General features: G+C 69.2%; 27 protein-coding genes. 16 read left to right on the top strand and 11 right to left on the bottom strand.

Annotated features, from left to right (window positions below; genetic code table 11):
• From AB0L06_RS43295 to AB0L06_RS43260, 8 genes are all read left to right on the top strand, one after another.
• The coding region (locus AB0L06_RS43295; protein ID WP_500237588.1) for a tetratricopeptide repeat protein at positions 1–682 on the top strand (682 nt) is incomplete at its 5' end.
• A 137-nt stretch (positions 683–819) separates the two neighbouring features.
• The gene (locus AB0L06_RS43290) at positions 820–2,691 is read left to right on the top strand and encodes a RiPP maturation radical SAM C-methyltransferase (protein WP_500237586.1); all 1,872 of its coding nucleotides are present in this window, start codon (positions 820–822) and stop codon (positions 2,689–2,691) included.
• Entirely contained in the window at positions 2,688–3,323 is a 636-nt protein-coding gene (locus AB0L06_RS43285) for a DUF5825 family protein (protein WP_500237585.1), read from the top strand. Before AB0L06_RS43290 ends, AB0L06_RS43285 begins: the two co-directional genes overlap by 4 nt.
• A gap of 241 nt (positions 3,324–3,564) precedes the next feature.
• Positions 3,565–4,029, top strand: a complete 465-nt coding sequence (locus tag AB0L06_RS43280) for a hypothetical protein (RefSeq protein ID WP_500237583.1) — start codon at positions 3,565–3,567, stop codon at positions 4,027–4,029.
• Between the two features lie 132 nt (positions 4,030–4,161).
• Positions 4,162–4,593, top strand: a complete 432-nt coding sequence (locus AB0L06_RS43275; RefSeq protein ID WP_500237582.1) for a peptidase inhibitor family I36 protein — start codon at positions 4,162–4,164, stop codon at positions 4,591–4,593.
• Positions 4,594–4,958: 365 nt separating this feature from the next.
• Complete coding sequence (locus AB0L06_RS43270) at positions 4,959–5,546, top strand: dihydrofolate reductase family protein (RefSeq protein ID WP_500237581.1); 588 nt, start codon at positions 4,959–4,961, stop codon at positions 5,544–5,546.
• A gap of 155 nt (positions 5,547–5,701) precedes the next feature.
• Positions 5,702–6,340 (top strand): TetR/AcrR family transcriptional regulator, encoded by a 639-nt coding sequence (locus tag AB0L06_RS43265; RefSeq protein ID WP_500237580.1) that lies wholly within the window; start codon positions 5,702–5,704, stop codon positions 6,338–6,340.
• Between the two features lie 2 nt (positions 6,341–6,342).
• The gene (locus tag AB0L06_RS43260) at positions 6,343–6,894 is read left to right on the top strand and encodes a carboxymuconolactone decarboxylase family protein (RefSeq protein ID WP_500237579.1); all 552 of its coding nucleotides are present in this window, start codon (positions 6,343–6,345) and stop codon (positions 6,892–6,894) included.
• A 131-nt stretch (positions 6,895–7,025) separates the two neighbouring features.
• Here AB0L06_RS43260 and AB0L06_RS43255 read toward each other — a convergent pair whose 3' ends face one another.
• Both AB0L06_RS43255 and AB0L06_RS43250 read right to left on the bottom strand, forming a co-directional pair.
• Complete coding sequence (locus AB0L06_RS43255; protein WP_500237578.1) at positions 7,026–7,568, bottom strand: hypothetical protein; 543 nt, start codon at positions 7,566–7,568, stop codon at positions 7,026–7,028.
• A 39-nt stretch (positions 7,569–7,607) separates the two neighbouring features.
• Complete coding sequence (locus AB0L06_RS43250; RefSeq protein ID WP_500237577.1) at positions 7,608–7,760, bottom strand: hypothetical protein; 153 nt, start codon at positions 7,758–7,760, stop codon at positions 7,608–7,610.
• A gap of 351 nt (positions 7,761–8,111) precedes the next feature.
• On the opposite strand from AB0L06_RS43250, the gene AB0L06_RS43245 reads away from it, so the two are divergent.
• Positions 8,112–8,660: a hypothetical protein gene (locus AB0L06_RS43245; protein ID WP_500237576.1), complete on the top strand. Its 549-nt coding sequence runs from the start codon at positions 8,112–8,114 to the stop codon at positions 8,658–8,660.
• A 229-nt stretch (positions 8,661–8,889) separates the two neighbouring features.
• Here AB0L06_RS43245 and AB0L06_RS43240 read toward each other — a convergent pair whose 3' ends face one another.
• Entirely contained in the window at positions 8,890–9,456 is a 567-nt protein-coding gene (locus tag AB0L06_RS43240; RefSeq protein ID WP_500237574.1) for a hypothetical protein, read from the bottom strand.
• 169 nt (positions 9,457–9,625) lie between these two features.
• Here AB0L06_RS43240 and AB0L06_RS43235 point away from each other — a divergent pair, with 169 nt between their 5' ends.
• From AB0L06_RS43235 to AB0L06_RS43220, 4 genes are all read left to right on the top strand, one after another.
• A complete protein-coding gene (locus AB0L06_RS43235; RefSeq protein WP_500237573.1) occupies positions 9,626–10,201 on the top strand; it encodes a hypothetical protein in 576 nt (191 codons plus the stop codon).
• Positions 10,202–10,686: 485 nt separating this feature from the next.
• Positions 10,687–11,112 (top strand): hypothetical protein, encoded by a 426-nt coding sequence (locus tag AB0L06_RS43230; protein ID WP_500237572.1) that lies wholly within the window; start codon positions 10,687–10,689, stop codon positions 11,110–11,112.
• A 135-nt stretch (positions 11,113–11,247) separates the two neighbouring features.
• Positions 11,248–11,787: a DinB family protein gene (locus AB0L06_RS43225; RefSeq protein ID WP_500237571.1), complete on the top strand. Its 540-nt coding sequence runs from the start codon at positions 11,248–11,250 to the stop codon at positions 11,785–11,787.
• A 190-nt stretch (positions 11,788–11,977) separates the two neighbouring features.
• Positions 11,978–12,352, top strand: coding sequence for a multicopper oxidase domain-containing protein (locus AB0L06_RS43220; protein ID WP_500237569.1), 375 nt, complete (start codon positions 11,978–11,980; stop codon positions 12,350–12,352).
• A gap of 113 nt (positions 12,353–12,465) precedes the next feature.
• Here AB0L06_RS43220 and AB0L06_RS43215 read toward each other — a convergent pair whose 3' ends face one another.
• The 3 genes from AB0L06_RS43215 to AB0L06_RS43205 all read right to left on the bottom strand — a co-directional run bounded on the left by AB0L06_RS43215 (position 12,466) and on the right by AB0L06_RS43205 (position 14,948).
• Positions 12,466–13,218 (bottom strand): phosphotransferase family protein, encoded by a 753-nt coding sequence (locus AB0L06_RS43215; RefSeq protein WP_500237568.1) that lies wholly within the window; start codon positions 13,216–13,218, stop codon positions 12,466–12,468.
• A 105-nt stretch (positions 13,219–13,323) separates the two neighbouring features.
• On the bottom strand, positions 13,324–13,896 hold the full coding sequence (locus tag AB0L06_RS43210; protein WP_500237566.1) for a P-loop NTPase family protein: 573 nt from the start codon (positions 13,894–13,896) through the stop codon (positions 13,324–13,326).
• 113 nt (positions 13,897–14,009) lie between these two features.
• Positions 14,010–14,948 carry an RNA polymerase sigma-70 factor gene (locus tag AB0L06_RS43205; protein WP_500237564.1) on the bottom strand — a complete coding sequence of 313 codons (939 nt, stop codon included), beginning with the start codon at positions 14,946–14,948 and terminating at the stop codon, positions 14,010–14,012.
• Between the two features lie 204 nt (positions 14,949–15,152).
• On the opposite strand from AB0L06_RS43205, the gene AB0L06_RS43200 reads away from it, so the two are divergent.
• Entirely contained in the window at positions 15,153–16,661 is a 1,509-nt protein-coding gene (locus AB0L06_RS43200; protein ID WP_500237562.1) for an MFS transporter, read from the top strand.
• A 231-nt stretch (positions 16,662–16,892) separates the two neighbouring features.
• On the opposite strand, the gene AB0L06_RS43195 is transcribed toward AB0L06_RS43200, so the two are convergent.
• Entirely contained in the window at positions 16,893–18,869 is a 1,977-nt protein-coding gene (locus AB0L06_RS43195; RefSeq protein ID WP_500237561.1) for a heavy metal translocating P-type ATPase, read from the bottom strand.
• A gap of 186 nt (positions 18,870–19,055) precedes the next feature.
• On the opposite strand from AB0L06_RS43195, the gene AB0L06_RS43190 reads away from it, so the two are divergent.
• Both AB0L06_RS43190 and AB0L06_RS43185 read left to right on the top strand, forming a co-directional pair.
• Positions 19,056–19,469 carry an ArsR/SmtB family transcription factor gene (locus AB0L06_RS43190; protein ID WP_500237560.1) on the top strand — a complete coding sequence of 138 codons (414 nt, stop codon included), beginning with the start codon at positions 19,056–19,058 and terminating at the stop codon, positions 19,467–19,469.
• 306 nt (positions 19,470–19,775) lie between these two features.
• Positions 19,776–20,819 (top strand): cation diffusion facilitator family transporter, encoded by a 1,044-nt coding sequence (locus tag AB0L06_RS43185; protein ID WP_500237559.1) that lies wholly within the window; start codon positions 19,776–19,778, stop codon positions 20,817–20,819.
• Positions 20,820–20,923: 104 nt separating this feature from the next.
• Here AB0L06_RS43185 and AB0L06_RS43180 read toward each other — a convergent pair whose 3' ends face one another.
• The 4 genes from AB0L06_RS43180 to AB0L06_RS43165 all read right to left on the bottom strand — a co-directional run.
• Complete coding sequence (locus tag AB0L06_RS43180) at positions 20,924–21,382, bottom strand: hypothetical protein (RefSeq protein ID WP_500237558.1); 459 nt, start codon at positions 21,380–21,382, stop codon at positions 20,924–20,926.
• 211 nt (positions 21,383–21,593) lie between these two features.
• The gene (locus AB0L06_RS43175) at positions 21,594–21,821 is read right to left on the bottom strand and encodes a hypothetical protein (RefSeq protein WP_500237557.1); all 228 of its coding nucleotides are present in this window, start codon (positions 21,819–21,821) and stop codon (positions 21,594–21,596) included.
• Between the two features lie 77 nt (positions 21,822–21,898).
• A complete protein-coding gene (locus AB0L06_RS43170) occupies positions 21,899–22,297 on the bottom strand; it encodes a hypothetical protein (RefSeq protein ID WP_500237555.1) in 399 nt (132 codons plus the stop codon).
• A gap of 162 nt (positions 22,298–22,459) precedes the next feature.
• Positions 22,460–22,648: hypothetical protein (locus AB0L06_RS43165; RefSeq protein ID WP_500237553.1), on the bottom strand; the 189-nt coding region annotated here is incomplete at its 5' end.

Genomic DNA, 22,648 nt, shown 5'->3' with positions numbered 1-22,648 from the left:
CGCAGCCGTCCGAGCCGAACGAGAATCCGCCCTCAACGACTACGAACAAGGACGAAACACCGAAGCCATCGCCGCAATGGGACGAAGCCTCGACCACGCCACACGAAACGGCATGCCCCACGAACAAGCGGCCGCCATGCGCCACCTGGCCATCATCAAACGGGAGCAGGGCGACCACCACGAGGCGTTCGACCTGGCCGAGCAAGCACTGGCGTTCTACCGAGAGCGCGAGGACAGCCAGTCCGAGGCGTTCACCCTCCTCACGCTCGGCCTGACCGCACTGTCGCTGGGAAGACCCGGGGCCGCCTCGCTCATCCGTTCCGGCCTGGGCCTGCTGACCCAGCTCAACATGGACGTCGGGAAGGCCCAGACGCACTACGTCATGGCCCGCCTGGACCTGGCCGAAGGCCGGGTGGCGCAAGCGATCGGCCACCTCGACAGCGCCAGGGAGCCGGGGAGGTCGTCCATCTCCTCGCATTTCCTCGCGCAGGTGCACTCGTGGCTCGCCGAGGCCTTCCGGATACGCGGGCAGGACCAGGAGGCCCAGACGTCCTATCTCGCGGCCCGCACCATTTACCACGAGATCGGGAACCGACCGGCCGCCGACGACCTCGAACGCCTGGCGGCCGCCCTGAGACCGGCGGAAGCCGAGCGGAAGGACCATGGAAGCGGCCCTCGTTAGCTTCCTGGGACCGCCAGCACGAAGCCGAAAGGGAACCCCGATGAAGAAGAAGCCCCTGATCCTCGACGACCCCCGGTCCACCCAGAGGAAGACGATCATCATGGTCCGCAAGACGGCGGCTCGCTAGGTCCCGCACCATGCGCATCGTGCTCGTGAACATGCCGTGGGCCTCGGTGGACGTCCCTTCCCTGGCCCTCGGCATCCTCACGTCGGTCGCCGGAAGCCGCTTCCCCGCGGACGAGGTGGAGGTGGAGGTGGAGGTGCTCCACGCCAACGTCGACTTCTGCGAATGGGTCTCCGAGCAGCGATCCTTCACCTTCGACGACTACGGCTACTACTCGATCGGCTCCTACTTCGACGGCTGCGGCGACTGGGTCTTCTCCAGCGCGCTCCACGGCGTGCCGAGCTGGCGGGCCGACGAGTTCGACGCGTCCATGAAAGGCAAATGGACCCCACACCAACGCGACCTCAGCCACACCCTGCACGCACTGGCGCCCGAGTTCATCGACCGGCTGGCCCACCGCATCGTCGCCACCAGCCCTGACCTGGTCGGATTCACCTCGACCTTCCAACAGAACACCGCCTCCCTCGCCACCGCGCAGCGGGTGAAGGAACTGAACCCCGCGATCCGGACGGTCCTCGGCGGAGCCAACTGCGACGGCGTCCAGGGCGCCGCGATGCACCGCAACTTCCCCGCCGTCGACTACGTCGTCCGCGGCGAAGGCGAAGCGGTCTTCGCCGACCTGCTGACGGCGCTCGCCGACGACGGCGACCTCGCCCCGATCCCCGGCCTGTGCTGGCGCGACCAGGACGGAACCGCTCACGTGAACCCGACGCTCCTGACGGCCCTCTCGCCCTCGGCCATCGCCCGGCCCGTGTTCGACGACTACTTCGAGCGGGTCGAGGGTTCGATCGTGGAGTCCTGGGCCAGCCCGAAACTGGTCGTCGAAGGGGCACGCGGATGCTGGTGGGGAGAGAAGCACCACTGCACGTTCTGCGGTCTCAACGGGTCGTCCATGACCTTCCGGAGCAAGTCCCCCGAGTCGTTCTTCGAGGAGCTCGTCGACCTCGCCATCCGTCACCAGGTGCTCGATTTCCTGGTGACGGACAACATCATGGACATGGGCTATTTCACCTCGCTCCTGCCGGCCCTGGCGGAATCCGGCTACGACTTCCGGTTCCACTACGAGATCAAGTCCAATGTCCGGCGCCACCAGCTGGCGAACCTCGCACGCGCCGGAGTCGTCCAGGTGCAGCCGGGAATCGAGAGCCTCAACAAACGCGTGCTGAACCTCATGGACAAGGGGGTCACCGGCTGCATGAACGTCCGGATGCTCCGGGACGCCCAGTCGGTGGGAGTGTGGCCCACCTGGAACTACCTGTACGGCTTTCCCGGCGAGCGCGACGGCGACTACCTGCCGGTCATGGACCAGTTCCCCGCCCTGCACCACCTGACCCCGCCGGCGTCCGCGTCCCGCATCGTGGTCGAGCGGTTCAGCCCCTACTTCGACCGTCCCGAACTCGGCTTCGCCGAGCTGCGGCCCGCCGGGCACTATCGGATCATCTACGACCTGCCCGACCGCGAACTCCTCGACATGGCCTATCTCTTCTCAGCTCCGGAACGGGGAATCGGCCAGGAGACCGCCGACCGACTCGAATCGGCCGTCGACACCTGGCGTTCTTCGCACTCCGACTGCCGGCTCGTCCACTGGGAAATGGACGACGCGGTGCTCTTCTCCAACAGCAGGCCGCACTACGCATGGAGCGAGTTCACCATCGCCGACCCCGTCAGCCTGGCGCTCTTCCGCCTGCTCGACGGCCCGAGAGGCCTGTTGTCGCTGGTGAAACGCCTCACGGCCGAACTCGGAGTCAACGTGACGCACGACGATCTCCAGCGGATCCTCGACCGCTGGACGTCCCTGGGACTGGTCTTCCACGACGGCGGCCAGTACATCCACCTCGCCACCCGGGCGACGAACCAGGAATTGGCGAGGTTCGCCGGCTCATGACTCTCCAAGCCATCCTGTGGAGGGACCACACGGCCGCACTGCGCCACGTCCCAGGGCTCCACGCCGGACACCAGACGCTGGGCTCCGACCCTGCGGCCGACGCCCGCGCGCTGTTCCAACGCGGCATCCGCCACGTCGAGCTGCCCGAGCCCGTGGACCTCGCCCGTCCCGGCGACGGCCGAGCGGCCGTGCGTGCGCTCGTCGTGGTCAGGGAGCTCACCTCCTGGGGCATCGTGGTCTCCTGGCGCCTGGTCGCGGCCGCCGACCGGACCTGCCTGTCATCGTTCAGCCACCTCAGCCCGCCCGTCGAGATCACCGGTGTCCGGGACGGCGATTCCGCGGTCGCCGATCTCCGGCGGGATTTCTACCTCGCCAAATGCGTGTACCGGATGGGCCCCGGGTTCACCGAGGTCCGCGATCGCCGATCGTCCGTGCTCTCCCGGTACATCATCGACGACCCGGACTATCGCGACGCCATCCACGACCTCGAATACGGCGTCCTCGCCGACGCCGTCCCGGCGGACGTCCTGACCGATCTGGAGAGCGAACAACTCGTCGCCCGTATCGGAGAGTACGCGTTCTGGCTCCCCTACCGGGTACGCCGATGGCCGCATCCTCCTCTGAGCGTGTGACAGAACCCGACAAGTGCCCGGCAGCAACTGTCGGGCACTTTCTCTTTGTGTCCCGGAGGTAGCCGGAGGGAAGCGCGGCGGAAGGATTTCGGAATTCCCTTCCCGGACCCTCGAAACGTCACAACCGGCCGGGCTCCACCGGACGGCGTCCCTCCTTCCCCGTCGGCCTCTACCTCGTCCGCGTTCCCGGCGCCCTCCCGCACCCCGCGTATGGGGCCGGACCTTCGAAAGGGAGATCTCCTTGCACCGCTCGATTCCCCGCGTCTCCACCGGGCTGGCCGCGCTCGCCATCGCCGTGACCCCGCTCGTCGCGACGGCCGGCCCGGCCTCCGCGTCCGAGATCGGCTCCTGCTCCGACGCCTACCAGGTGGGCAGCACCAAGGTCGTGACCGACGAGCACGGGCAGTCGGCCATGTCCATCAAGCAGTACTGGTCGCCGAGCTGCCAGCAGAACTTCGCCTACGCCTACGTCTGGCAGTCCTACCGCAACAGCCACTCGGGAACCTGGACGGTCGACCTGGGCGAGGTCTGGGTCCATTCGCCCGGCGTGGAGACCAGCGAAAGCGATCGGACCGTCTACAACACCCGGCAGGCGGACTTCTGGTCGCCCGGCTTCTCCGGCGGCGGCAAGTGCACCTACGCCGACGCCACCCTCATCTACGGCTCCTACGTCAGCAGCGGCAAGACCGACCAGCGCTGCGGCTGACCCACCCGGAAACGCGCACCAGAGCGGCCCCGGACTGCGCCATCGGCACCATCAACCTCAACGACTCCTCGGGCGGCGGCCGACACCCCTTTCCCATCCCCCGATCGTCAATCACTCCGCGAAAGAGGACGCATGACGTACGTACGTAGGACGCTCGCCATCGCCGGCGCCGCACTGTCCATGACGGCCCCCTTTGTCGCCACCGCCTCGCACGCTTCCGCCGCCGGCCGGGACGGCGTCTGCGACAGCGGCGAATTCTGCTACTACTACAACGGCGATCTGTCCGGTTCGGTCTCCGACTTCACCGGATCGGTCGCCGATCTCGGGACGACCCAGCCGTCCTGCTACACCTTCATAGGTCCTGGCAACGGCCAAGGCCTGTGCGTGGGAGACAACGCGGGATCGGTCTGGAACCGCTCGGGACACACCGTCCGCGTCTACTTCAATCGCAACTACGGTGGCGCCTACCAGGACTTCCCGCCCAGCACGAGCGGCAACCTCAACACCACCCTGAAGAACAACAACGCCGGACACCAGTTCATCAGCGCCGCCAGCGGCTCGTAGACGCCGCGCAACGACTACGGCGGCAGCCCGCGAGGCTTCGCGTAGAACAACTGAACGGCCTTCGCCCCCCCCAACGCAAAGGTGCGCCTGGCATGCGTGCCACGGACGCGTCAACATTCGCGGAACGCGTCGCGGTGGCAGGCCCGGCACCCGCCGGGCCTGCCACCGGCCAAGGGATCTGCGCCCAAGAGGGCGCGGCGAGTTTCTGGCCGATGAGCAGGCAGCTGGCGAGCCGGTCACGGCTCCGGACGGTCTCGTTCAACCCTGCGCGATGAATTCCGCCGTCCGGGTCGGTCTTCCTATGAGACCCACGTCGCACGGGCCGGGAGTCCCCGGGCCGAGCGAGACCCGGAGGAGGGCCGCCAATGGGCAAGATCTTGAGCCATATGACGATGTCGCTGGACGGATACATCGCACAACCGGACAACCTGACCGGCGAGCTGTTCGACTGGTACGGCGCCGGAGACGTGGTCGTGCCGAACCCCAGCGAGGAGGTCTCGTTCAACGTCGATGAGGCCAGTGCGGAGTATTTGCGAGAGCTGACCGAGGACACCGGCGCGCTCATCAGCGGACGGCGCCTGTTCGACATCGCCGGTGGCTGGAATGACAAACACCCTGCCGGCGCGCCCGTTGTCGTGGTCACTCACCACCCGCCGGCGGACGCTGCGGAGAAGTGGCCGACAACGACGTTCGTCGACGGAGTCGAGGCGGCGGTCCATCGGGCGAGACAGATCGCCGGCGACAAGAACGTCACGATCGCCAGTGCGAACGTGACGCAGCAGGCGCTCGCCCTCGGTCTGGTGGACGCGGTGTGCGTCAGCCTCGTACCGGTGCTCTTCGGCGAGGGCGTCCCGTACTTCTCGAACATCGGGGGCGGGCACCTCCTGCTCGACGATCCGGTCGTCGTCCAGGGACGACGTGCCCTTCACCTCACCTACCCGGTCCCCCGCTAGGCCTGCCGCCTCGATCGCGAGCAACGCCGCCCTCACCAGGCCCGCCACCGGGAGGACCACGCGCTCACGGCGTGTTCGCCTTGCCCACCGAGGGTTGTGGCGGAGGCACTCCCACCTCTATCTTGGAATGGTCGTTCCAAGATAGGAGGAAGGCCGTGCCCGACGTCAAGCACTTCGATCCCGACCAGGCACTGGACCAGGTGGTGGAGCTGTTCTGGCGGCGTGGCGCGGCCTCGACCGGGGTCGGTGACGTGGTGGCGGCGACCGGACTCAGCAGGTCCAGCCTGTACGCCACGTTCGGCGGCAAGCAGGAGCTGTACGTGGCGGCGCTGCGGTGCTACGTCGAGCGGCGGTCCGGGCCCGTCCTGGACGCGCTGGCCACCGACGGCCGCGGGATTCCGGCGATCGCCGCCTTCTTCGACCAGCTGATCCAGGCGCGCTGCGAGGGCCCGTACGCCCGCTGGGGCTGCATGGTCTCCAACGCCCATGCCGGGACCGCTCCGCCTGTCGCCGCCGATGGTCCCGGCGGTGAGGACGCGCAGGTGCGCCAGGTGCTGGAGCAGCACCACACGGCGCTGCGCGGAGCCATGACCGCGGCGCTCCAGGCCGCGCGGTCACGTTCGCAGTTGCGATCCGGCGTGGACGTGGACACCAGCGCAGATGTGCTGGCGCTGCTGGCCTACGGGGTGAACCTGCGGTCGCGGGCCGGAGCGCCGGCGGCCGACCTGAGAACGACCGTGACGGCGGCGCTGGACTCACTGCGCGCGCCGGACCCCCTTGTGAAGGAGAGTTGAGAATGACCGAGTTCACCGTGTACGACGAGACCTCCGCGCCCGAGGCGTCCCGCCCCCTTCTAGAGGCGGCGAAGAAGCGGATGGGGTTCGTGACCACCCTCAACGCCGTGATGGCCGAGTCACCCGAGCTGCTGGCCGGGTACAACACTCTGGCCGAGTTGTTCGGCAAGTCCTCGCTGCCGGTGCTGGCCAAGCACGTCGTCTGGATCACCGTCAGCGTGGAGAACGGCTGCGAGTACTGCGTGGCCGCGCACTCGACCATGGCGCTGCGCTCGAAGGTGTCATCCGAGGTGGTCGAGGCGCTGCGGGCGGGCAAGCCGCTGCAGGATCCCGCCCTGGAGGCGGCGCGCCGCTTCACCCAGCTCATGGTGTCCGGCCGCGGCTGGGTCGAGGACGCCGAGGTGCAGGCCTTCCTGGACGCCGGCTACACCCGCCGCCATGTCATGGACGTCGTCCTGGGCGTGGGCATGAAGACGCTGTCGAACTACACCAACCACATCGCCCACACCCCGCTGGACCCCGCCTGGGCCGACCAGCAGTGGAGCCGCGCCTAACCCTGCCCCTCCCCCTCTCCTCCCCGGGCGGAGAGGGGGGAGGCACACCGCCAGAACCAGGAGCCAACTCCGCGCCCACGCCCAGGTGACCGGTACCCCCGGCTGGCACCGGGACCCGACGCCGGATTGGATCAGCGGACGCCGAGGGCGAACGAGGTGGTTTCGAAAAGCTTCGCGAGCTCCGGACGACGTTCTGCCCGCCGCGCCATGATGAACGCGGACCGTCCTCGCCGGTCCAGTTCTCGCAGCAGGTCCCAGCCCTGCACGTCACGGTAGTAGCGCATGAGCGGTGCCTCGAAGGTTGCGCGCCCCACCCACCGTCGCCCGGTCTCCGCCGCATGGTCCAAGGCCCAGAAGGCGATCAGGCTCCCCAAGCGAAGGCCCTCGCTCGGAGCCGTCACCGTCGACGCCATGAACACCGCCGGCTCCGACCGCTCGTCCTCGGTGAAGCACCACTCCGGCACCTCACCGAACAGCGTCGTACAGCCCATGACCTCCTGATCACGGACCAGCACCCACACCGGGAAATCGACATCTCCCGCCTGAGCGGCCAGAGCCTCGCCCCCATCGCCGAACCCCGGCCATCCGCGAGCCGACAGCCACGCATCACGCCGCCGGATCATCGCGGCGATCCCGTCCCGATCCCCCTCCCCGGCAACCCTCATCTCGAACATGAGACCCCCTCGCGGAAACCAAGGCCAAGAGCACCCGCCTCAGGGCCCTTCGAGGCCGACCACCAGGCCGAACGGATCACGAATCTGGCAGATGCGCCGCCCTGACTCCACCTGCCCGCCGTCCGCAACATCGGTGTGGACGTCGCCGCCGAGAGCGGCGGCCCACCAGCGCACACACTTCCGGGTCGTCAACGAAGGCCATGACAGCGCTGACGTGCTCGAACACCTTGACTGCCCTCCGAAGCCGACAGGGCCCGACGGTACAAGCTGCGGCACGCCCACGCCCGCCACCCTGCGAAGTCCCTTGGATCGAGCTAGCTGCCCAACCGTCCACACCGGTCACCGATGCCGTGTCGCTGTTTGACTGCTCGGGCGACCTGCGGTGACCTGGCCCGATGGCACCCCACGTGGCCAGCAAGAGTCCGCGACCGCGGATGGTTCTTCATCATGGACGGTCACAGGAGGCCTTATGCGAACACCATCGTCCTTTCGAAGGGAATCCTTGTCCCATGTCCACCCTGAACGGCCGAACGGGTCGCGCAGATGACCGATGAGCCTGGCGAGAGGAACAACGAGAAGCTGGCCGCATGGCTGGGGGTGGCCGCCTCGGTCCTGGCCATCCTTGGCTGGTTCGGTTTCACCGACTGGCACCACTTCGCCAGCTGGATGAAGCACCAGGACCACGCCTCACCTTCCTCCACCTACACCGCTCCCCCGTTGTCCGTTTCCAAGCCCACCAGCCCCGCGCGAGTGTCCTCTTCCCCGTCGCGCTCCACCCTGGACCCCGGATGCATCGAGCTGGGCCAGGCCCTGCACTCCTTCACCGCCAGCCAGGACGGAAGGCCCAGCAGCATCACCCGCGACCGGGCCCGTACCTTGGCCATCGAATACCAGGGGTTCGCCAGGTCGCTGGACCGAGCCGCCATGGATGCGCGAGGTCCGCAGGTCAAAGAAGCGATCCGCGCCTACGCTTCAGATACCCGCACCCTTGCCGACGACCTGGACGCCTACGATCTGGATGCCTTTCACCGTGTAAACGGGACCATGGGCAACGAGGTGATTGCGGCGTGCTCCCACCACCCGGCCGAATGAGATGGATTGAGCTCAGTCTGTTGTGACTGTGGGCGCTGGCCGTGCAGCCATGTGGCTCACTGGCCCGTCCTGCTCGGCGTTGGCCTGGTGCTCGAAGGGTCTGAACCTCATCTCGTCTCACACTCGGCCTCGACAGCGGCCGGCCATGCCCAGAACTGTGCCGGGGCCGGGCTGCGGCAGGCATAGATTCGGGCTACGCGCATCACGGAGTGCACCACGGTTCAGTCGTTCAGGGTTTGGTGAGCTCGAGGAACACTCCACCATGGCGGATGCCGCGCTGAGGGTCTTCACGCAGCCATTGTTCAGCGTGGGCGCCGATGCGGCACTTGCGCCACTGGCGGCCGTCACGGAAGGAGACATGTGGGTACCTGCCCGCGCGGATATGCCGATAGGTCAGAGCGATCAGGGCGGTGAAACGCTCACGCACCTCGGGTGGCTGCTCGCCGGGGAACCAGACGTGTGCCAGCCGCCCGCAATCCAAGGTCTCGCGGCCCTTGACCGGCACATACCGACCATCAGCCAGCACCTCGGCTCCGCTGTAGGGGCCTCGGTGTGTGTTGAGGAACTGGATCAAGGGTCCGGCCTGATTGCCTGAACCGTCCAGGAGCTGGAGGTGTGCCTGAATGCCATCGATCGACAGGACCTCGGTCAGATGCTCACTGGCTGCCGTCAGGTGGTCGGTCCACATGGCTTGGCCTCGGATGTCGGGCGCGATCGCGGCGCTGAACGCTTCAACGTCGGCCTGGACCATCAGAAGCTCCAGTGACCTGCCGCTTTGCCCACGCTCACGCCCCATACCGCTCATCGTGCCACCCCCTGAACGCGGCCGCCCCTGCAATGGGGGGGCCTCAACCATTCATCACCGGACCTCACCAGGGCCGCCACTTTGGGAAAGGCGCCTTCTCGGCGCAGTCCCCAGGCTTGGATCGGTGTGATGATCGGTGAGGACGGAAGGACGGTGATTCATGGCCGAAGACTGGTCGTTCGCCTCTGCTCGAGAACCGGCCCAGTTCAGCATGGCCGGCCATCGCGACTCGCCTGAGTTCGACCACGCGGTGGCTACCACTGGGGAGACCTTCTTCTGCGGTCTGCCCAAGCGAGCCACTTTGTGTGGCATCCCCGAAGAGGAACTCGAGGTCTACCTTTACCTCTTCGAAGCGGACGCAGATCGCGCCTGTCCGCAGTGCCGGATCAGAGCGGTGTCCGCTCCCAATCGTCCATGCGGGCAGGAACGCCTGCACGACCTGGTTTTGGCCGCAGGCCCGGACACCTTGCGCTCCAGGCTTCTGAACGCTTTGCGCACCGGTGCCGGCATCAGGATCTGGGTCATCGGTCCGGCGAACGGGGTAGCCGCCCACGCCCACCTCGATCTCATCAGCGAGGGGCGAGACGCGCTCCGTCCCCTGCTGGTCGGCCAGAGTCAGGTCGGCGTCGCACGGGTCGCCCAGCCCGGCGGGGAGTTCGTCGTCGTGCTCCCTGAGGACGCCGAGCCCGTCATCGCCCGGGCAGGGCGTGCAGAGCAACGGCGCGTGGGCGCATGAGCCGGAGCGAATCCGAGGCGATGGACGACCACGAGGTCGCGGCCCTCCTGTTGTCCAAGGCGTTGGTGGAGATCCGTCAGCTCTCGAGTTCCGTCCGGCGGGAGCGTGGCGGCGCAACACCGGAGGACGACCTCGCCCGCATCTGGTTTCTTTCGGACCTTTGCCACAACCTGCCACGTGCCGCCCGTCCGATGGCTCAACAGCCGTCTCGCGTGAACGCGCCGATGCGGGTCAGGGAGCGGGCGATGGCGGAGCGGCCGATGAGCTTCACCTGGAACACCGCCGGTCCGGAGGGGCGCGTCTGGATCACCGCTCATCTCGAGCGTCTTGGTCGTCCGTGGAGTCCGCCTCCTCCGCTTCCCACTCCCCCGACGACTCCGCCCGAGTTGGCGTGGCGGCAACGGCTCGGTCTGCCAGGACGTTGGCCGGTACAAGCGCCGGAGGGACGGCCGCCGCTCCCACGGCAGGCGCGTGAGCTGAAAGCCATGGACACTGACACGGTGTGCGCGCTCTTCGACGAAGCCGCACGGCTCCGGCCAGGTCTCGGCAAGGGCGGCCCCTGGCTCCGCAAGCACCTGGCGCCGGGCGGCACGCACCACCTGGTGCCTGACCCGGCCGACCACTACTGGCCTGACCCCACCGGCCGAACTCGCTGGTGGCAGAGCACCGCCCTCCTCCAGATGATCGACGGTGCCCAGGTCACCGGCATGCTCGCCGTCCTCCCCGAGACCTTCACAGCACTGCCCTCCAGCGTCCCGAGGCGCCAACAGCGGCGGCTGCTGCACCTCGCTCGGGCGACCGAACGCGACACCTACCTGTGGGGCCGCGACCACGCATCCACCTGCACCCCCTCCACCTGCGGATACATCCGCACGGAACCCGAAGATCCTTCCGAACCGGCACCCTCGTGATCACCACTGGCCCGAGAGGAAGGCCACGACGCTCCACCGTCCCGGCACGAAAGGATCTGAATTCTGGCCCGCTCGGGGCCGGCGGCCTACGGTGGTGGGTGGATCGGTGATGCTCTTGCCGGCAGGAGGTGGCCGATGGCCGTGACTCCGGAGTGGGACGCGCAGACGGTCCATGCGGAGTTGGAGCGTGCGCGACGGGATTTCCATCGGCTTCTGGACGCCGCGACGGCCGAGGATCTGGCGCGGCCGACGAACGGGACGCGGTGGAACAACGAGCAACTGCTGTTCCACATGCTGTTCGGCTACATGATCGTTCAGACGCTGCTGGTGTTGATGCGCGTGTTCGGGCATCTGCCGAGGGGTGTGAGCCGGGTGTACGCGCGCCCGTTGAACCTGTCGACCAGGTTGTTCGACTACTTCAACTACATCGGCCCCTGCGTGGCGGTCCACATCTACGGGCATCGGCGCATGGGAACCAAGTTCGACCGCGTCACCGCCTCCCTGCACCGGCGGCTGGACAAGGAGACCGCCGTCGACCTCACGCGAGGGATGCACTACCCGGCGCGTTGGGACCCGTTCTTCACCGACTACATGACCTTGGCCGATGTCTACCGGTATCCCGCGCGGCACTACGACTTCCACCGCCGCCAGCTCACCCTCGGCAGTGACCGGTGAGCCGGCGACGGTGACCGACGGCCGAGGGCGGCCGAGCGACACGGCAGGTGCGGACGCGGCGCATTGGTGCGAACCATGCTTCTCCAAGACCTGAAACCGGTTCCTGACATGTGCTGGATATCGTGGGAGCGACTTCAGGGGAGATCTTGATGGAACGGCAGCGGCGCGTTGACGCGAGCGGCGTCTCGCGTTGGCTGCTGCTGTTCTTCCTCGTGGCAAGCCCGACCGGACGCTCCGGCTGGAACTCACCGGCGACATGATGAAGTACGACTGGGCGATCAATGGCCGCCCCTACGATCCGAAGGACCTCCACCCGGTGCGCTCCGGTGAACGGGTGCGGCTGTCGTTCGTGAACCGCACCACCATGTGGCACCCCATGCACCTGCACGGCCACACCTTCGCGCTCGTCGGCACAGGCCTGCGCAAGGACACCGCGATCGTCCTGCCCGGCAAGACGCTGGAAGTGGACCTCGATGCCGACAACCCAGGCCGCTGGATGATCCACTGCCACAACGTCTACCACGCCGAATCGGGCATGATGAGCCTGCTGGGATACCAGGCGTGAGCGTCGGCGGCGGTCAAGCGTGATCGCCTCGACGATGGCGCCGCCCGGCGGGGATCCGCCGCGCGGCGCCGTCGTTGCGGGTGTGCGGGTCGGCTGTGGTCTGAAGCAGGTGGTCAGCCCGTCCCTGGGCCGGTGACGATCGAGGTGATGGTGTCCTCGTTTCGACGCAGGTACTCGATGTCGCGCAGGTAGGTCAGGTCATGCCCCTCGTCCAGATGCCTGGAGAAGGCGGCATGGCCGGCGGCCGCTTCCGCTCGCATGAAGTCGATCAGGGCGTGCAGTCGTGCGCAGACTGTGTCGACGAGGCCGGACCGGTCCTTCAGGCCGTATTCGTCGCAGAAGACGCGCGTTCGCTCGGCCTGTTCCTGGAGGGTGCCGAACGCCACCGGGTTCCGCGGGTCTGCCAGCGGGACGAAGCGGTACACCGCGTAGGCGATGTCCCACAGGCGCGGGCCGGTGTGCGCGGCGTCGAAGTCGATGACGCCGGTCACGCGCTCGCCGTCGAAGACGCAGTTGTACGGGGCGAAGTCCCCATGGCAGACGACTTCCGCAGGATGGACGTCCGGCAGCATCCAACCGCCGGTCACAGACTCGGCCACGCCGCTGCCGACGTCGTGAAGGCGGCGCAGGACCTCGGCTGCGGACCTCAGCGTGGCTTGACCGCGAAGGTTCTCCGGCAGTGGGTAGTCCCCTGCGTCGCCTGGGACATAGCTGAGCATCTGCCGGTCATCGGGACTGATCCCGAGGAACCTGGGCGCGTACTCGAAGCCCTCGCGTTCGAGGAACGCCAGGAAGCGCTCGACCTGCGCGCTGCCCGGGCCGCGTGATCGAAAGACCACGTCCCCGGCACGCGTCACCTCGGTCATGCCGCCTCCGCTGAGAGGCTCTTCCTGCGATTCCACTCTCACACTCCACCTCGGGCGAGACATCGACCGTGCCGTTCTCAGCACGGCCGCCAGTGTCACACGATGTCAAGGACGCGCGGATGTGGGTACCGAGGTCGACGGCAGGCGCGCATCGCGCATGATCTGCTCCACCGTGTCCTGCAGGGACTGGTCAGGGCCGATCACCGTCTCCTGGACGCCGCACAGCAGGTCCCGTTCGCGATACCACTGGGCCATCTCCGGCTCCCCGAACTCGTGAGCGTTGGGTTTGGTCGTATGACGGCGCAGTGTCTCCTCGAACGGGATGTCCAGGTAGTACAGCAGGCTGGGGCCCGGATGGTCGGCGACCAACGCCTCGAGCATCGCACCATAGCGGTCGCTGTAGAGGATCCCTTCGAGGAGCACGTGATACCCGCGATCGAGGGTCCAGCGCACGATGGTGTCGATCAGGTCGATGTTCGCCGCTCCGGGGACGTCGCGATCACGCAGGATCTCCCGGCGGACCACGTCCTGCGGGACGACGGCCAGGTCCCGCCGCTCGTAGCGCCGCCGGATCTCCGCCGCGATGCTGGACTTGCCCGAGCCGGAGTTGCCGCGCAGCACCATCAGCGCCTGCGAGTTTCGGACGGCGGCGTCGAAGCCGTCTCGCACACCGGACACAGCCTCGACGTTACCGGTTCGGACGAACCGAGGCCTGCATGACCAGCGGATATTCACCGCGAACGCGACTCTGTCCGCTGCCGCGCGGGACGGGCCGGCGGGCCGTTGCGGGCTCAGCGACTCACGGTGGTCTCGCGCTCCACACGCGACAGCTTCTCGGGGTTGCGGACGTGGTAGGCGCCGGTGACGTAGCCGTTCTCGACCAGCGCCGCCACCACGCCGTCGATCTCCCCGTCGATTCGGATGAGCAGTCCCGGGCCGCCGTTGATCTGGACCAGCTCGACCGTCCTCTCGGCGTCGCGCTTCCACCAGCCGCCGGCCAGCAGGCGGGCCACCTTGTCCGCCCCGACGATGGGCCGAAGCAGCGCGTGTTTGATTCCGCCGCCGTCGCTCAGGGCCACGACGTCCGGCGCCAGGATGTCGAGGAGGCTCTGGATGTCGCCGGTCTCGACCGCGCACTGGAAGGCCAGCAGTGCGGATCGGGTGTCAGCCGGGGAGACGGAACCGCGTGGCCGGCGCGCGGCGACGTGGGACCGGGCCCGGTAGGCGAGCTGGCGGACCGCGGCCGGGGTCCTGTCGACGGCTTCGGCGATCTCGTCGTAGTCCAGGTCGAACACCTCGCGCAGGACGAACACCGCCCGCTCGACCGGTGCGAGCGTCTCCAGCACCAGCAGCATCGCCATCGAAACGCTGTCGGCCAGTTCGACGTCCTCGGCCACGTCGGGCGTGGTCAGGAGCGGTTCGGGCAGCCACGGCCCGACGTAGGACTCCTTGCGCCGACCCAGCGCGCGCAGGCGGTCCAGCGTCTTCCGGGTGACGATCCGCACCAGGTAGGCGCGGTGCTCCCGGACGGCGGCCAGATCGACGTCCACCCATCGCAGCCAGGTCTCCTGCAGGACGTCCTCGGCGTCGGCGGCCGAACCGAGCATCTCGTAGGCGATGGTGAAGAGCAGGTTGCGGTGCTCGACGAACACCTCGGTGGCCGAATCCACGCGGCCGACATGGTCGCGCGGCCTGGCCGTGTCCGTCGTTCGGTCGCTGCGCTGGCTCATGCCTCTGGCTCCTGCCCTGTTCGTCCTTGGTCCTGCCACACGCACAAGACGCCGCTCCTCACCGCTTTGTAACACCCCACGAGCAATGACCCACGTCACACGAACGCGGTTGTTACAGGGGCCGGGGCGTCGGCGTCTTGTGACCGTCAGGACGCCGCGCCGACGATCCGCGTGGCACGAAACACCACAAGTAAGGATGAAGTCATGGCAACCACGAAGGCGCAGGCCCCGGCGGCCGGCTCGCGCCGCTGGGCCGCGCTGTTCTTCATAGGGTTGGCTCAGCTCATGATCGTTCTGGACGGGACGGTCGTGAACATCGCGCTGCCGTCGCTCCAGCGGGATCTGGGGATCTCCGACGGCGACCGGCAGTGGATCATCACCGCGTACACGCTGGCGTTCGGCAGCCTGCTGCTGCTCGGAGGCCGGATCGCCGACTACACCGGCCGCAAACGGACCTTCCTGATCGGACTGCTCGGCTTCGCCGGCGCGTCGGCGCTCGGCGGCGCGGCGGGCGACTTCGAGCTGCTGCTGGGCGCCCGTGCCCTGCAGGGCGGATTCGCCGCGCTGCTCGGACCGTCCGCGCTGTCCTTGCTGACCGTGACGTTCACCCAGCCCAAGGAGCGTGCCAAGGCGTTCGGGATCTGGGGCGCCATCACCGCCGTGGGCGGCGCGATCGGGCTGCTGGCCGGCGGAGCGCTGACCGACTACCTGGACTGGCACTGGTGCCTGTACGTCAGCGTCCCGATCGCCCTGATCGCGGCGATCGGCGGGCAGGCGATGCTGACCGAGTCGCGGAGCGAGGGCGGGGCCCGGCTCGACATCCCCGGCGTCCTGCTGGTGACGAGCGGGCTGGTCGCGATCGTGTACGGCACGAGCCAGGCGGAGTCCGGCGGCTGGGGCTCGGCGAAGGTCATCGGCCTGCTGGCCGCGGGCGCCGTGCTGCTCGCCGCATTCGCCTGGGTCGAGAGCCGGGTGTCGCAGCCCATGCTGCCGCCGCGCCTCATCGCCGACCGAACCCGCGGCGGCGCCTATCTGAGCGTGGGGCTGGCCATGGTCGGAATGTTCGGGGCGTTCCTCTTCCTGACCTACTACCTGCAGGTCGTCAAGGGATACTCGCCGATCAGGACGGGCGTGGCGTTCCTCCCGATGACCGTGGCGGTGCTGGTCTCGGCCGGCGGGCTCGCCACCCGGCTCCTGCCCAAGCTCCCGCCGCGGATGCTGATCATTCCGGGGATGCTGCTCATCGCCTCCGGCATGCTGTGGCTGCGGACCATGGGGACCGACACCGGCTACGTCCAGGGCGTGCTGGTCTCGGGACTCCTGCTCGGTTTCGGTGCGGGCATGGTCATGCCGGTGGCCTTCAACTACGCCACCCGCGGCATCGACCCGCGCGACGCGGGCGTCGCCTCGGCCAGCGTCAACACCTCGCAGCAGATCAGCAGCTCGATCGGAACCGCGCTGCTCAACACCATCGCCACCAGCGCGACCGCGAACTACCTGGCCACGCACGCCTCGCAGGGCAGGAGTCCGGCCCTCGCCAAGAAGGCGATGCTGGAAGGCTTCACAACGGCCGGCACCTGGGCCGCGGGGATCCTCCTGGCCGGCGGCCTGATCGTCGCCGTCCTCATGAACACCCCGCGTCCCACCCCCAAGGTCGTCACCGAGGACACCGACAGCGCCGAAGACGCCGAACCGGTGCCCGCTCACCCCTGAGCGTTGAACGCCGCATGCTGATTCTCACGGCCCCGAGCATCACGGCTCGAGGGCGTGGCGGATGCGGCGGGAAGGGCTGAAGGAGTACAGATCGAGGATTCCGGGAGGGTCGGCCAGGCCCGGACCACCAGCCTCGACCCACGCGGCGATGTCTCCGGCGGCGTCGTTGACCAAGCCGAGCCGGACGGGCCGCCCCCACACCTGCGGGGGCGGCCTCGCGGGTGCATCAACTCACCGGCCCTCGCTGGTGCGGGCGCGGCGCCAAGCGCCCTCCGCGAGCAGCCGCAGCCCGTTGAGGCCGACGATGACGGTGGAGCCTTCGTGGCCGGCGACGCCCAGCGGCAGCGGCAAGGTGCCCACCAGGTCCCAGACGACCAGTCCGGTGATGAACAGCGCGGCGATGGACAGGTTCTGCACCACCAGCCGCCGCGCCTGCCGCGACAGGTTGACGACGGCTGGAATGGTGGCCAGCTCGTCCCGGACGATGACGGCGTCGGCGGTCTCCAGGGCCAGGTCGGACCCGGCACGGCCCATGGCGACGCCGGTGTGGGCGGCGGCCAGTGCGGGCGCGTCGTTGACGCCGTCGCCGACGACCAGCACCTTGCGGCCGGAGCGCTCCAGTTCCCGGACGGCGGCGACCTTGTCGTGCGGGAGCAGGCCCGCGCGGACATCGTCGATCCCGACCTCGTCGGCCAGCCGGGCGGCGGCGCGCGGGTTGTCGCCCGTCACCAGAATCGGCCCGGTGCCCGTCAGGGCCGACAGAGCCGCGACGGTCGTCGCGGCGTCCGGCCGGAGCCGGTCGGTGATGCCCAGCACTCCGGCGGGGGCGCCGTCGATCTCGACCAGCACCGCGGTGCGGCCCTGCTCCTCCAGCCGCTCGGCCACCGCCGTGACGGGGTGCGCGCCGTGACCGCTCAGTAGCCGGGCCGGGCTGCCGACCGCGACCTGGTGACCGTCGACGGCGGCGGTGACGCCCGTACCCGGGGTGGAGGCGAAGCCGGACGCGACGGGGATGTCCAGGCCCCGGGCGCGGGCCGCGTCGACGACGGCGCGGGCGAGTGGGTGCTCACTGGGATGCTCGGCGGCTGCGGCCAGCGCCAGCAGCCCGTCCTCGTCCAGGCCCGTTTCCGGGAGCGGGCGGATGTCACCGACCTCCGGCACGCCTTCGGTGAGGGTGCCGGTCTTGTCGAGGGCCACCTGGTCGACCTGCCCGAGCCGCTCCATCACCACGGCCGACTTGACCAGCACGCCGTGCCGTCCGGCGTTGGCGATGGCCGACAGCAGCGGCGGCATGGTGGCCAGCACCACCGCGCACGGCGAGGCGACGATCATGAACGTCATCGCGCGCAGCAGCGACCCGGTCAGGTCGGCGCCGAAGGCCGTCGGGACGGCGAACACCGCCAGCGTCGCCGCGACCATCCCCACGCTGTAGCGCTGCTCGACCTTCTCGATGAACAACTGGGTCGGGGCCTTGGTCCCGGACGCCTCCTCGACCATCGCCACGATGCGCGCGATCACCGAGTCGGACGGGTCGCGCTCGACCTTCACCCGCAGCGCGCCGGTCCCGTTGAGGGTGCCGGCGAACACCTCGTCCCCGGCCTGCTTGGCGACCGGCAGCGGCTCGCCGGTGATGGTGGCCTGGTCGACCTCGCCGGCCCCGTCCAGGACACGGCCGTCGGCGCCGATCCGCTCGCCGGGCCGCACCAGGATGACCTCGCCGACGGCCAGCCGGTCGGTGGGGACGGTCTCCTCGGTGCCGTCGTCGGCCAGCCGGGTGGCTGTGGCGGGGGCCAGATCGAGCAGCCCGCGGACCGAGTCGGCGGTGCGGGCGGTCGCGATCGCCTCCAGCGCACCGGAGGTGGCGAAGATGACGATGAGCAGTGCCCCGTCGAGCACCTGCCCGATGGCGGCGGCGCCGAGCGCAGCGACGACCATCAGCAGGTCCACGTCCAGGGTCTTGTCCTTCAGGGCCTTCAGGCCCTCCCATCCCGGTTCCCATCCGCCGGTGACGTAGGTCGCGGCGAACAGCGCGCCCCAGGCCCAGTCCGGCCCGTCCAGCAGGTAGACCGGCAGTCCGGCCAGGAACAGCAGCAGTGCGGCCGCCGCCCATCGGGCCTCGGGCAGCGCCAGAATCCGGGTGCGGCGCCGCGGCGCCGCCCCCTCTCCCGGTGGGGCGGAGGGAGCCGGGCGGGCCAGGGTGGAGGTCATCGGGCGGAGTCCTTCCAGGGGACGTCGGAGGCCGAGCTCGGAGGTCGAGTACGAGGGTCGGGATCGAGTCGTGGCCCGTGGAAGCGGGCGTCGCTGGCACATTATCAGGAACACATGAACAATAATTCATGCTTTCATGGGGCGTAGCATGGGCCCATGGGTCATGGATCCGCGCAACCTGGTGAAGTGCCGCGCACGCGACTGGACGCGGCCGCCGCGGCTCGGGTCGCGACCACGCTGCAGGCGCTGGCCACCCCGTCACGACTGCTGATCCTGGCCCGCCTGCGCGAAGGCCCGTCGCCCGCCACCGAGCTGGCCGCCGAGGTGGGGATGGAGCAGTCCGCCTGCTCCCACCAACTGCGACTTCTGCGCAACCTCGGCCTGGTGGTGGGCACCCGCCAGGGCCGCTCGGTGGTGTACGCGCTGTACGACGATCACGTGGCCGCGCTCCTCGACCAGGCGCTCTACCACGTCGAACACCTCAACCTCGGGCTCAGCGACGCCGTCCCGGCGGCAGCCGCGACGGACCTCATGACGTCCGCGGCGGGGACCGAGAGCGAGAGTGAGACCGGCGGGAGACCGGCGGTCATGCCCGAGTGATCACCACCGGCTCCGGCGGTAGCGCCTGACGCGGACGGGAAGCCTCGGGTGGCAGAGCCCGTCCCGGCTACGAGCTCACCGACCCGTACCGCGCAGTGCGGCCGCAGCGGATCGTCGAGGGGCGTGAGCGGCGGGTGGGCACTCCCGAACCACGTCCACGACGTTCCTGCGGGACGGGCCCCACGCGGTGAGTTGCTTATGCCATGATTCACCCGATCTGCGCCAGGCTCACCCCCTTTCGGCTTGTGGCGCACCTGTGCGGTGGGCAAGCGGTGGCCGCCCCTCAACAAGAGGACCGAAGGAACCATGAGCGAGCAGCACGACCACGATGACGAGCAAGCGCACGGCCATGGGCATGGGCACGGCCACGGGCATGGTCATGGGCACGGCGTGGCGGCCGACGCGGACCGGCGGTGGCTGGTCATCGCGCTCGGCCTGATCACGGTGTTCATGGCCGGCGAGGTCGTGGTCGGCTTCCTGGCCCACTCCCTGGCGCTGCTGTCGGACGCGGCGCACATGCTGACCGACGCCGCCTCGATCGTGCTGGCACTGGTGGCGATGCGGCTGGCGGCCCGTCCGGCCCGGGGCGGGTACACCTTCGGCCTCAAGCGGGCGGAGATCCTCTCCGCCCAGGCCAACGGCATCACGCTGCTGGTGCTGTCGGCCTGGCTCGCCTACGAGGCGGTCCGCCGCCTGATCTCCCCGCCCGAGGTCACCGGAGGCCTGGTGCTGGGTACCGCCCTGGTCGGGGTGGCGATCAACCTCGGGGCGACCTGGGCGCTGTCCAAGGCCAACCGGAGCAGCCTGAACGTCGAGGGCGCCTTCCAGCACATCCTCACCGACCTGTTCGCCTTCATCGCCACCGTCATCGCGGGCGCGGTGATGGTGTTCACCGGCTTCGCCCGCGCCGACGCCATCGCCTCCCTGATCGTCGTGGTCCTCATGCTCAAGGCCGGGATCGGCCTCGTCCGCGACGCCGGCCGGATCTTCCTGGAGGCCGCCCCCGCCGGCATCGACCCGGACGCCGTGGGCGACCGCCTCGTCACCTTCGACAGGGTCTCCCAGATCCACGACCTGCACATCTGGGAGATCACCTCCGGTCAGGTGGCCCTCTCGGCACACGTCCTGGTCGCCCCGGGCGGCGACTGCCACGCCGTCCGCCGCGGCCTTGAGCGCCTGCTCCGCGAGGACTACTCCATCACGCACTCCACCCTGCAGGTCGACCACGTCGGCGAGGACGACACCGCCGACCTGTTGCAGATCACCAGCCGTCCCCCGGAGCACTCCGACCATGCCGACGGCGAGAACGTCCATGGCCCGGTCCACCACCGCGGCCCCCACGAGCACTGACCCCGCCGGGAAGACGACCCGCCGCAACGTCCACGGGCGTGCGACGCCCCGGCGGAGCGTCGCACGCCCGTCCTCGGCCATCACGGGATCTGGAGTGGCATGCGTCACTCATGCCGCTGCAACCGGCACCGCGATGGACACGTCATATCCCCGTTCACCACCCGCACCGCGTCGCTGAAGGGCGTGGCCGAAACCGCCGGCCACCGACCGATCGAGGAGAGGCACCGATGGGCCACCATCACGACCGGCACCATGAACCCCACCACGACGAGCACTACCAGCCTCCCCACCACGACGAGCACCACTACGAGCAGCCGTACTACCAGGAGCCGTACTACGGGGAGCCCCACCAGCAGCCCCCGCACCACCAGCCTCCGCACCACCAGCCCCCGCATTACCAGCCTCCGCACCACCAGCCCCCGCATTACCAGCCTCCCCACTACCAGCCTCCCCACCACGAGGAGGTCTACGAGGAGCACCACGACGAGCACCACGGCCCGTTCGGACGGCTGTTCGGGGGCGGCCATCACGGCGGTCACCACGGTGGGCACCACGGCGGTCACCACTGATCTTTGAGCGCCAACGGCGTTCGCTGAGCGCCACGGCGTCGCTGCGGGCGGCCGACTCACCGGATTCCCCGGGCCGTCGGCCGCCCGCAGTTCCTTTTTTCGCCGGGCAGCTCACACATCACGGCGCCGCAGTCGGTGCCACCTCACTCACAGACGCGTCGGCATCCCACCGAGGCTCTTCCTCGGCGGCAGGCCGACCTCCTGGTCATGGCTGCGGCGGGATGAGCGCGCCGCCGGGGAACACCTTGGCGGAGGCCCCGCAGGAGGGGCATCCGGGGTCGATCCACGGCGGCTGGCTGGGCAGCCCGTGCTGGTACCAGGCGGTGTGGGCGTCGCTCTGGCGCGCTTCGAACACCTGCTCCCAACTCCGGGTGCAGCGCTGGCAGTGGAAGCGCCATTTCTCGTTGCTGGTGTGAACGTCCTTGACGCGCATGGCGTCCTCCGCATCGTCCTACACGTGTGTGGATACGCGGGTGGACGCCCCGGGACGGGCCGTCCACCAAAGGACGATCACGTTCGAGAGACACCTAGGGTGATGAGGGCACCGGCACCCGGAGCGCGGCCGTCGCGCCCCGCCGCGGCGACCGGGGTCGACGCGCGCGGCTCGACGATCGGGCGTGGCATGGCCGGGGCGAGTTCCCGGGCCTGGATGCGGGGAAGGCGTGGGGCCCCGGGGCGTCCCGGCACGACGCTGGCGGGACGGACGGCGGACGGGTCGCTGTGACCGCTGGAACCGTCGTCCTCGTCGCCGCAACCGGGCGAGGCGGAATGGACGTTCACCGTCCCGCCCACCTCGACGGCCGAGGCGACGTCGGTGTGAACGGTGAGCGCGGTGACCAGCGCGAGCAGGACGATCAGCGCCCTCGGCCATGACCGAGCGGGCACCTGCTTGAACCGGACCGCGCACACAGAACGAACCCTACATCGCTCTCCGTGACCGCACCCGCGCAACAAGTGACCATCACGTCAGGCCGTCGACACCCGGACACCCTCGACCGCGCCCCGCTCACGCAGGGGAGAGCGCACGGTACGCCTGCGTCGGCCGAGGCGCCCTGGCGGTTTCCGGGCGTCCTACCTCGGTGGCCGGTCGGTGAGCGCGGAGTCGGTGGCGACGCTGGTGAGGTGACCGATGCGGGGGGCCTTGGCAGGACGGCCGGGGGTGCTTCCGCCGGCTGCCAGAGCGGCCAGTGCCGCGGTGGCGGCGAGGATGGTGAACAGGGCGGGGTACCCACCGAGGCCGGTGGCCAGGGCGGCGCCGGC

It is taken from the genome of Spirillospora sp. NPDC052269, assembly GCF_040679435.1.
Lineage (GTDB): Bacteria > Actinomycetota > Actinomycetes > Streptosporangiales > Streptosporangiaceae > Spirillospora.
Note: the sequence above shows the minus strand (reverse complement) of the source record. Positions and strands in the feature narration are given on the sequence as shown.

Coding starts and splice junctions, on each gene's coding strand:
- AB0L06_RS43230 (WP_500237572.1), top strand. CDS start 10,687: ATGGACACTGACACGGTGTGCGCGCTCTTCGACGAAGCCGCACGGCTC.
- AB0L06_RS43200 (WP_500237562.1), top strand. CDS start 15,153: ATGGCAACCACGAAGGCGCAGGCCCCGGCGGCCGGCTCGCGCCGCTGG.
- AB0L06_RS43275 (WP_500237582.1), top strand. CDS start 4,162: ATGACGTACGTACGTAGGACGCTCGCCATCGCCGGCGCCGCACTGTCC.
- AB0L06_RS43290 (WP_500237586.1), top strand. CDS start 820: ATGCGCATCGTGCTCGTGAACATGCCGTGGGCCTCGGTGGACGTCCCT.
- AB0L06_RS43260 (WP_500237579.1), top strand. CDS start 6,343: ATGACCGAGTTCACCGTGTACGACGAGACCTCCGCGCCCGAGGCGTCC.
- AB0L06_RS43205 (WP_500237564.1), bottom strand. CDS start 14,948: ATGAGCCAGCGCAGCGACCGAACGACGGACACGGCCAGGCCGCGCGAC.
- AB0L06_RS43235 (WP_500237573.1), top strand. CDS start 9,626: ATGGCCGAAGACTGGTCGTTCGCCTCTGCTCGAGAACCGGCCCAGTTC.
- AB0L06_RS43285 (WP_500237585.1), top strand. CDS start 2,688: ATGACTCTCCAAGCCATCCTGTGGAGGGACCACACGGCCGCACTGCGC.
- AB0L06_RS43225 (WP_500237571.1), top strand. CDS start 11,248: ATGGCCGTGACTCCGGAGTGGGACGCGCAGACGGTCCATGCGGAGTTG.
- AB0L06_RS43215 (WP_500237568.1), bottom strand. CDS start 13,218: ATGACCGAGGTGACGCGTGCCGGGGACGTGGTCTTTCGATCACGCGGC.
- AB0L06_RS43175 (WP_500237557.1), bottom strand. CDS start 21,821: ATGCGCGTCAAGGACGTTCACACCAGCAACGAGAAATGGCGCTTCCAC.
- AB0L06_RS43245 (WP_500237576.1), top strand. CDS start 8,112: ATGACCGATGAGCCTGGCGAGAGGAACAACGAGAAGCTGGCCGCATGG.
- AB0L06_RS43240 (WP_500237574.1), bottom strand. CDS start 9,456: ATGGGGCGTGAGCGTGGGCAAAGCGGCAGGTCACTGGAGCTTCTGATG.
- AB0L06_RS43270 (WP_500237581.1), top strand. CDS start 4,959: ATGGGCAAGATCTTGAGCCATATGACGATGTCGCTGGACGGATACATC.
- AB0L06_RS43185 (WP_500237559.1), top strand. CDS start 19,776: ATGAGCGAGCAGCACGACCACGATGACGAGCAAGCGCACGGCCATGGG.
- AB0L06_RS43195 (WP_500237561.1), bottom strand. CDS start 18,869: ATGACCTCCACCCTGGCCCGCCCGGCTCCCTCCGCCCCACCGGGAGAG.
- AB0L06_RS43255 (WP_500237578.1), bottom strand. CDS start 7,568: ATGTTCGAGATGAGGGTTGCCGGGGAGGGGGATCGGGACGGGATCGCC.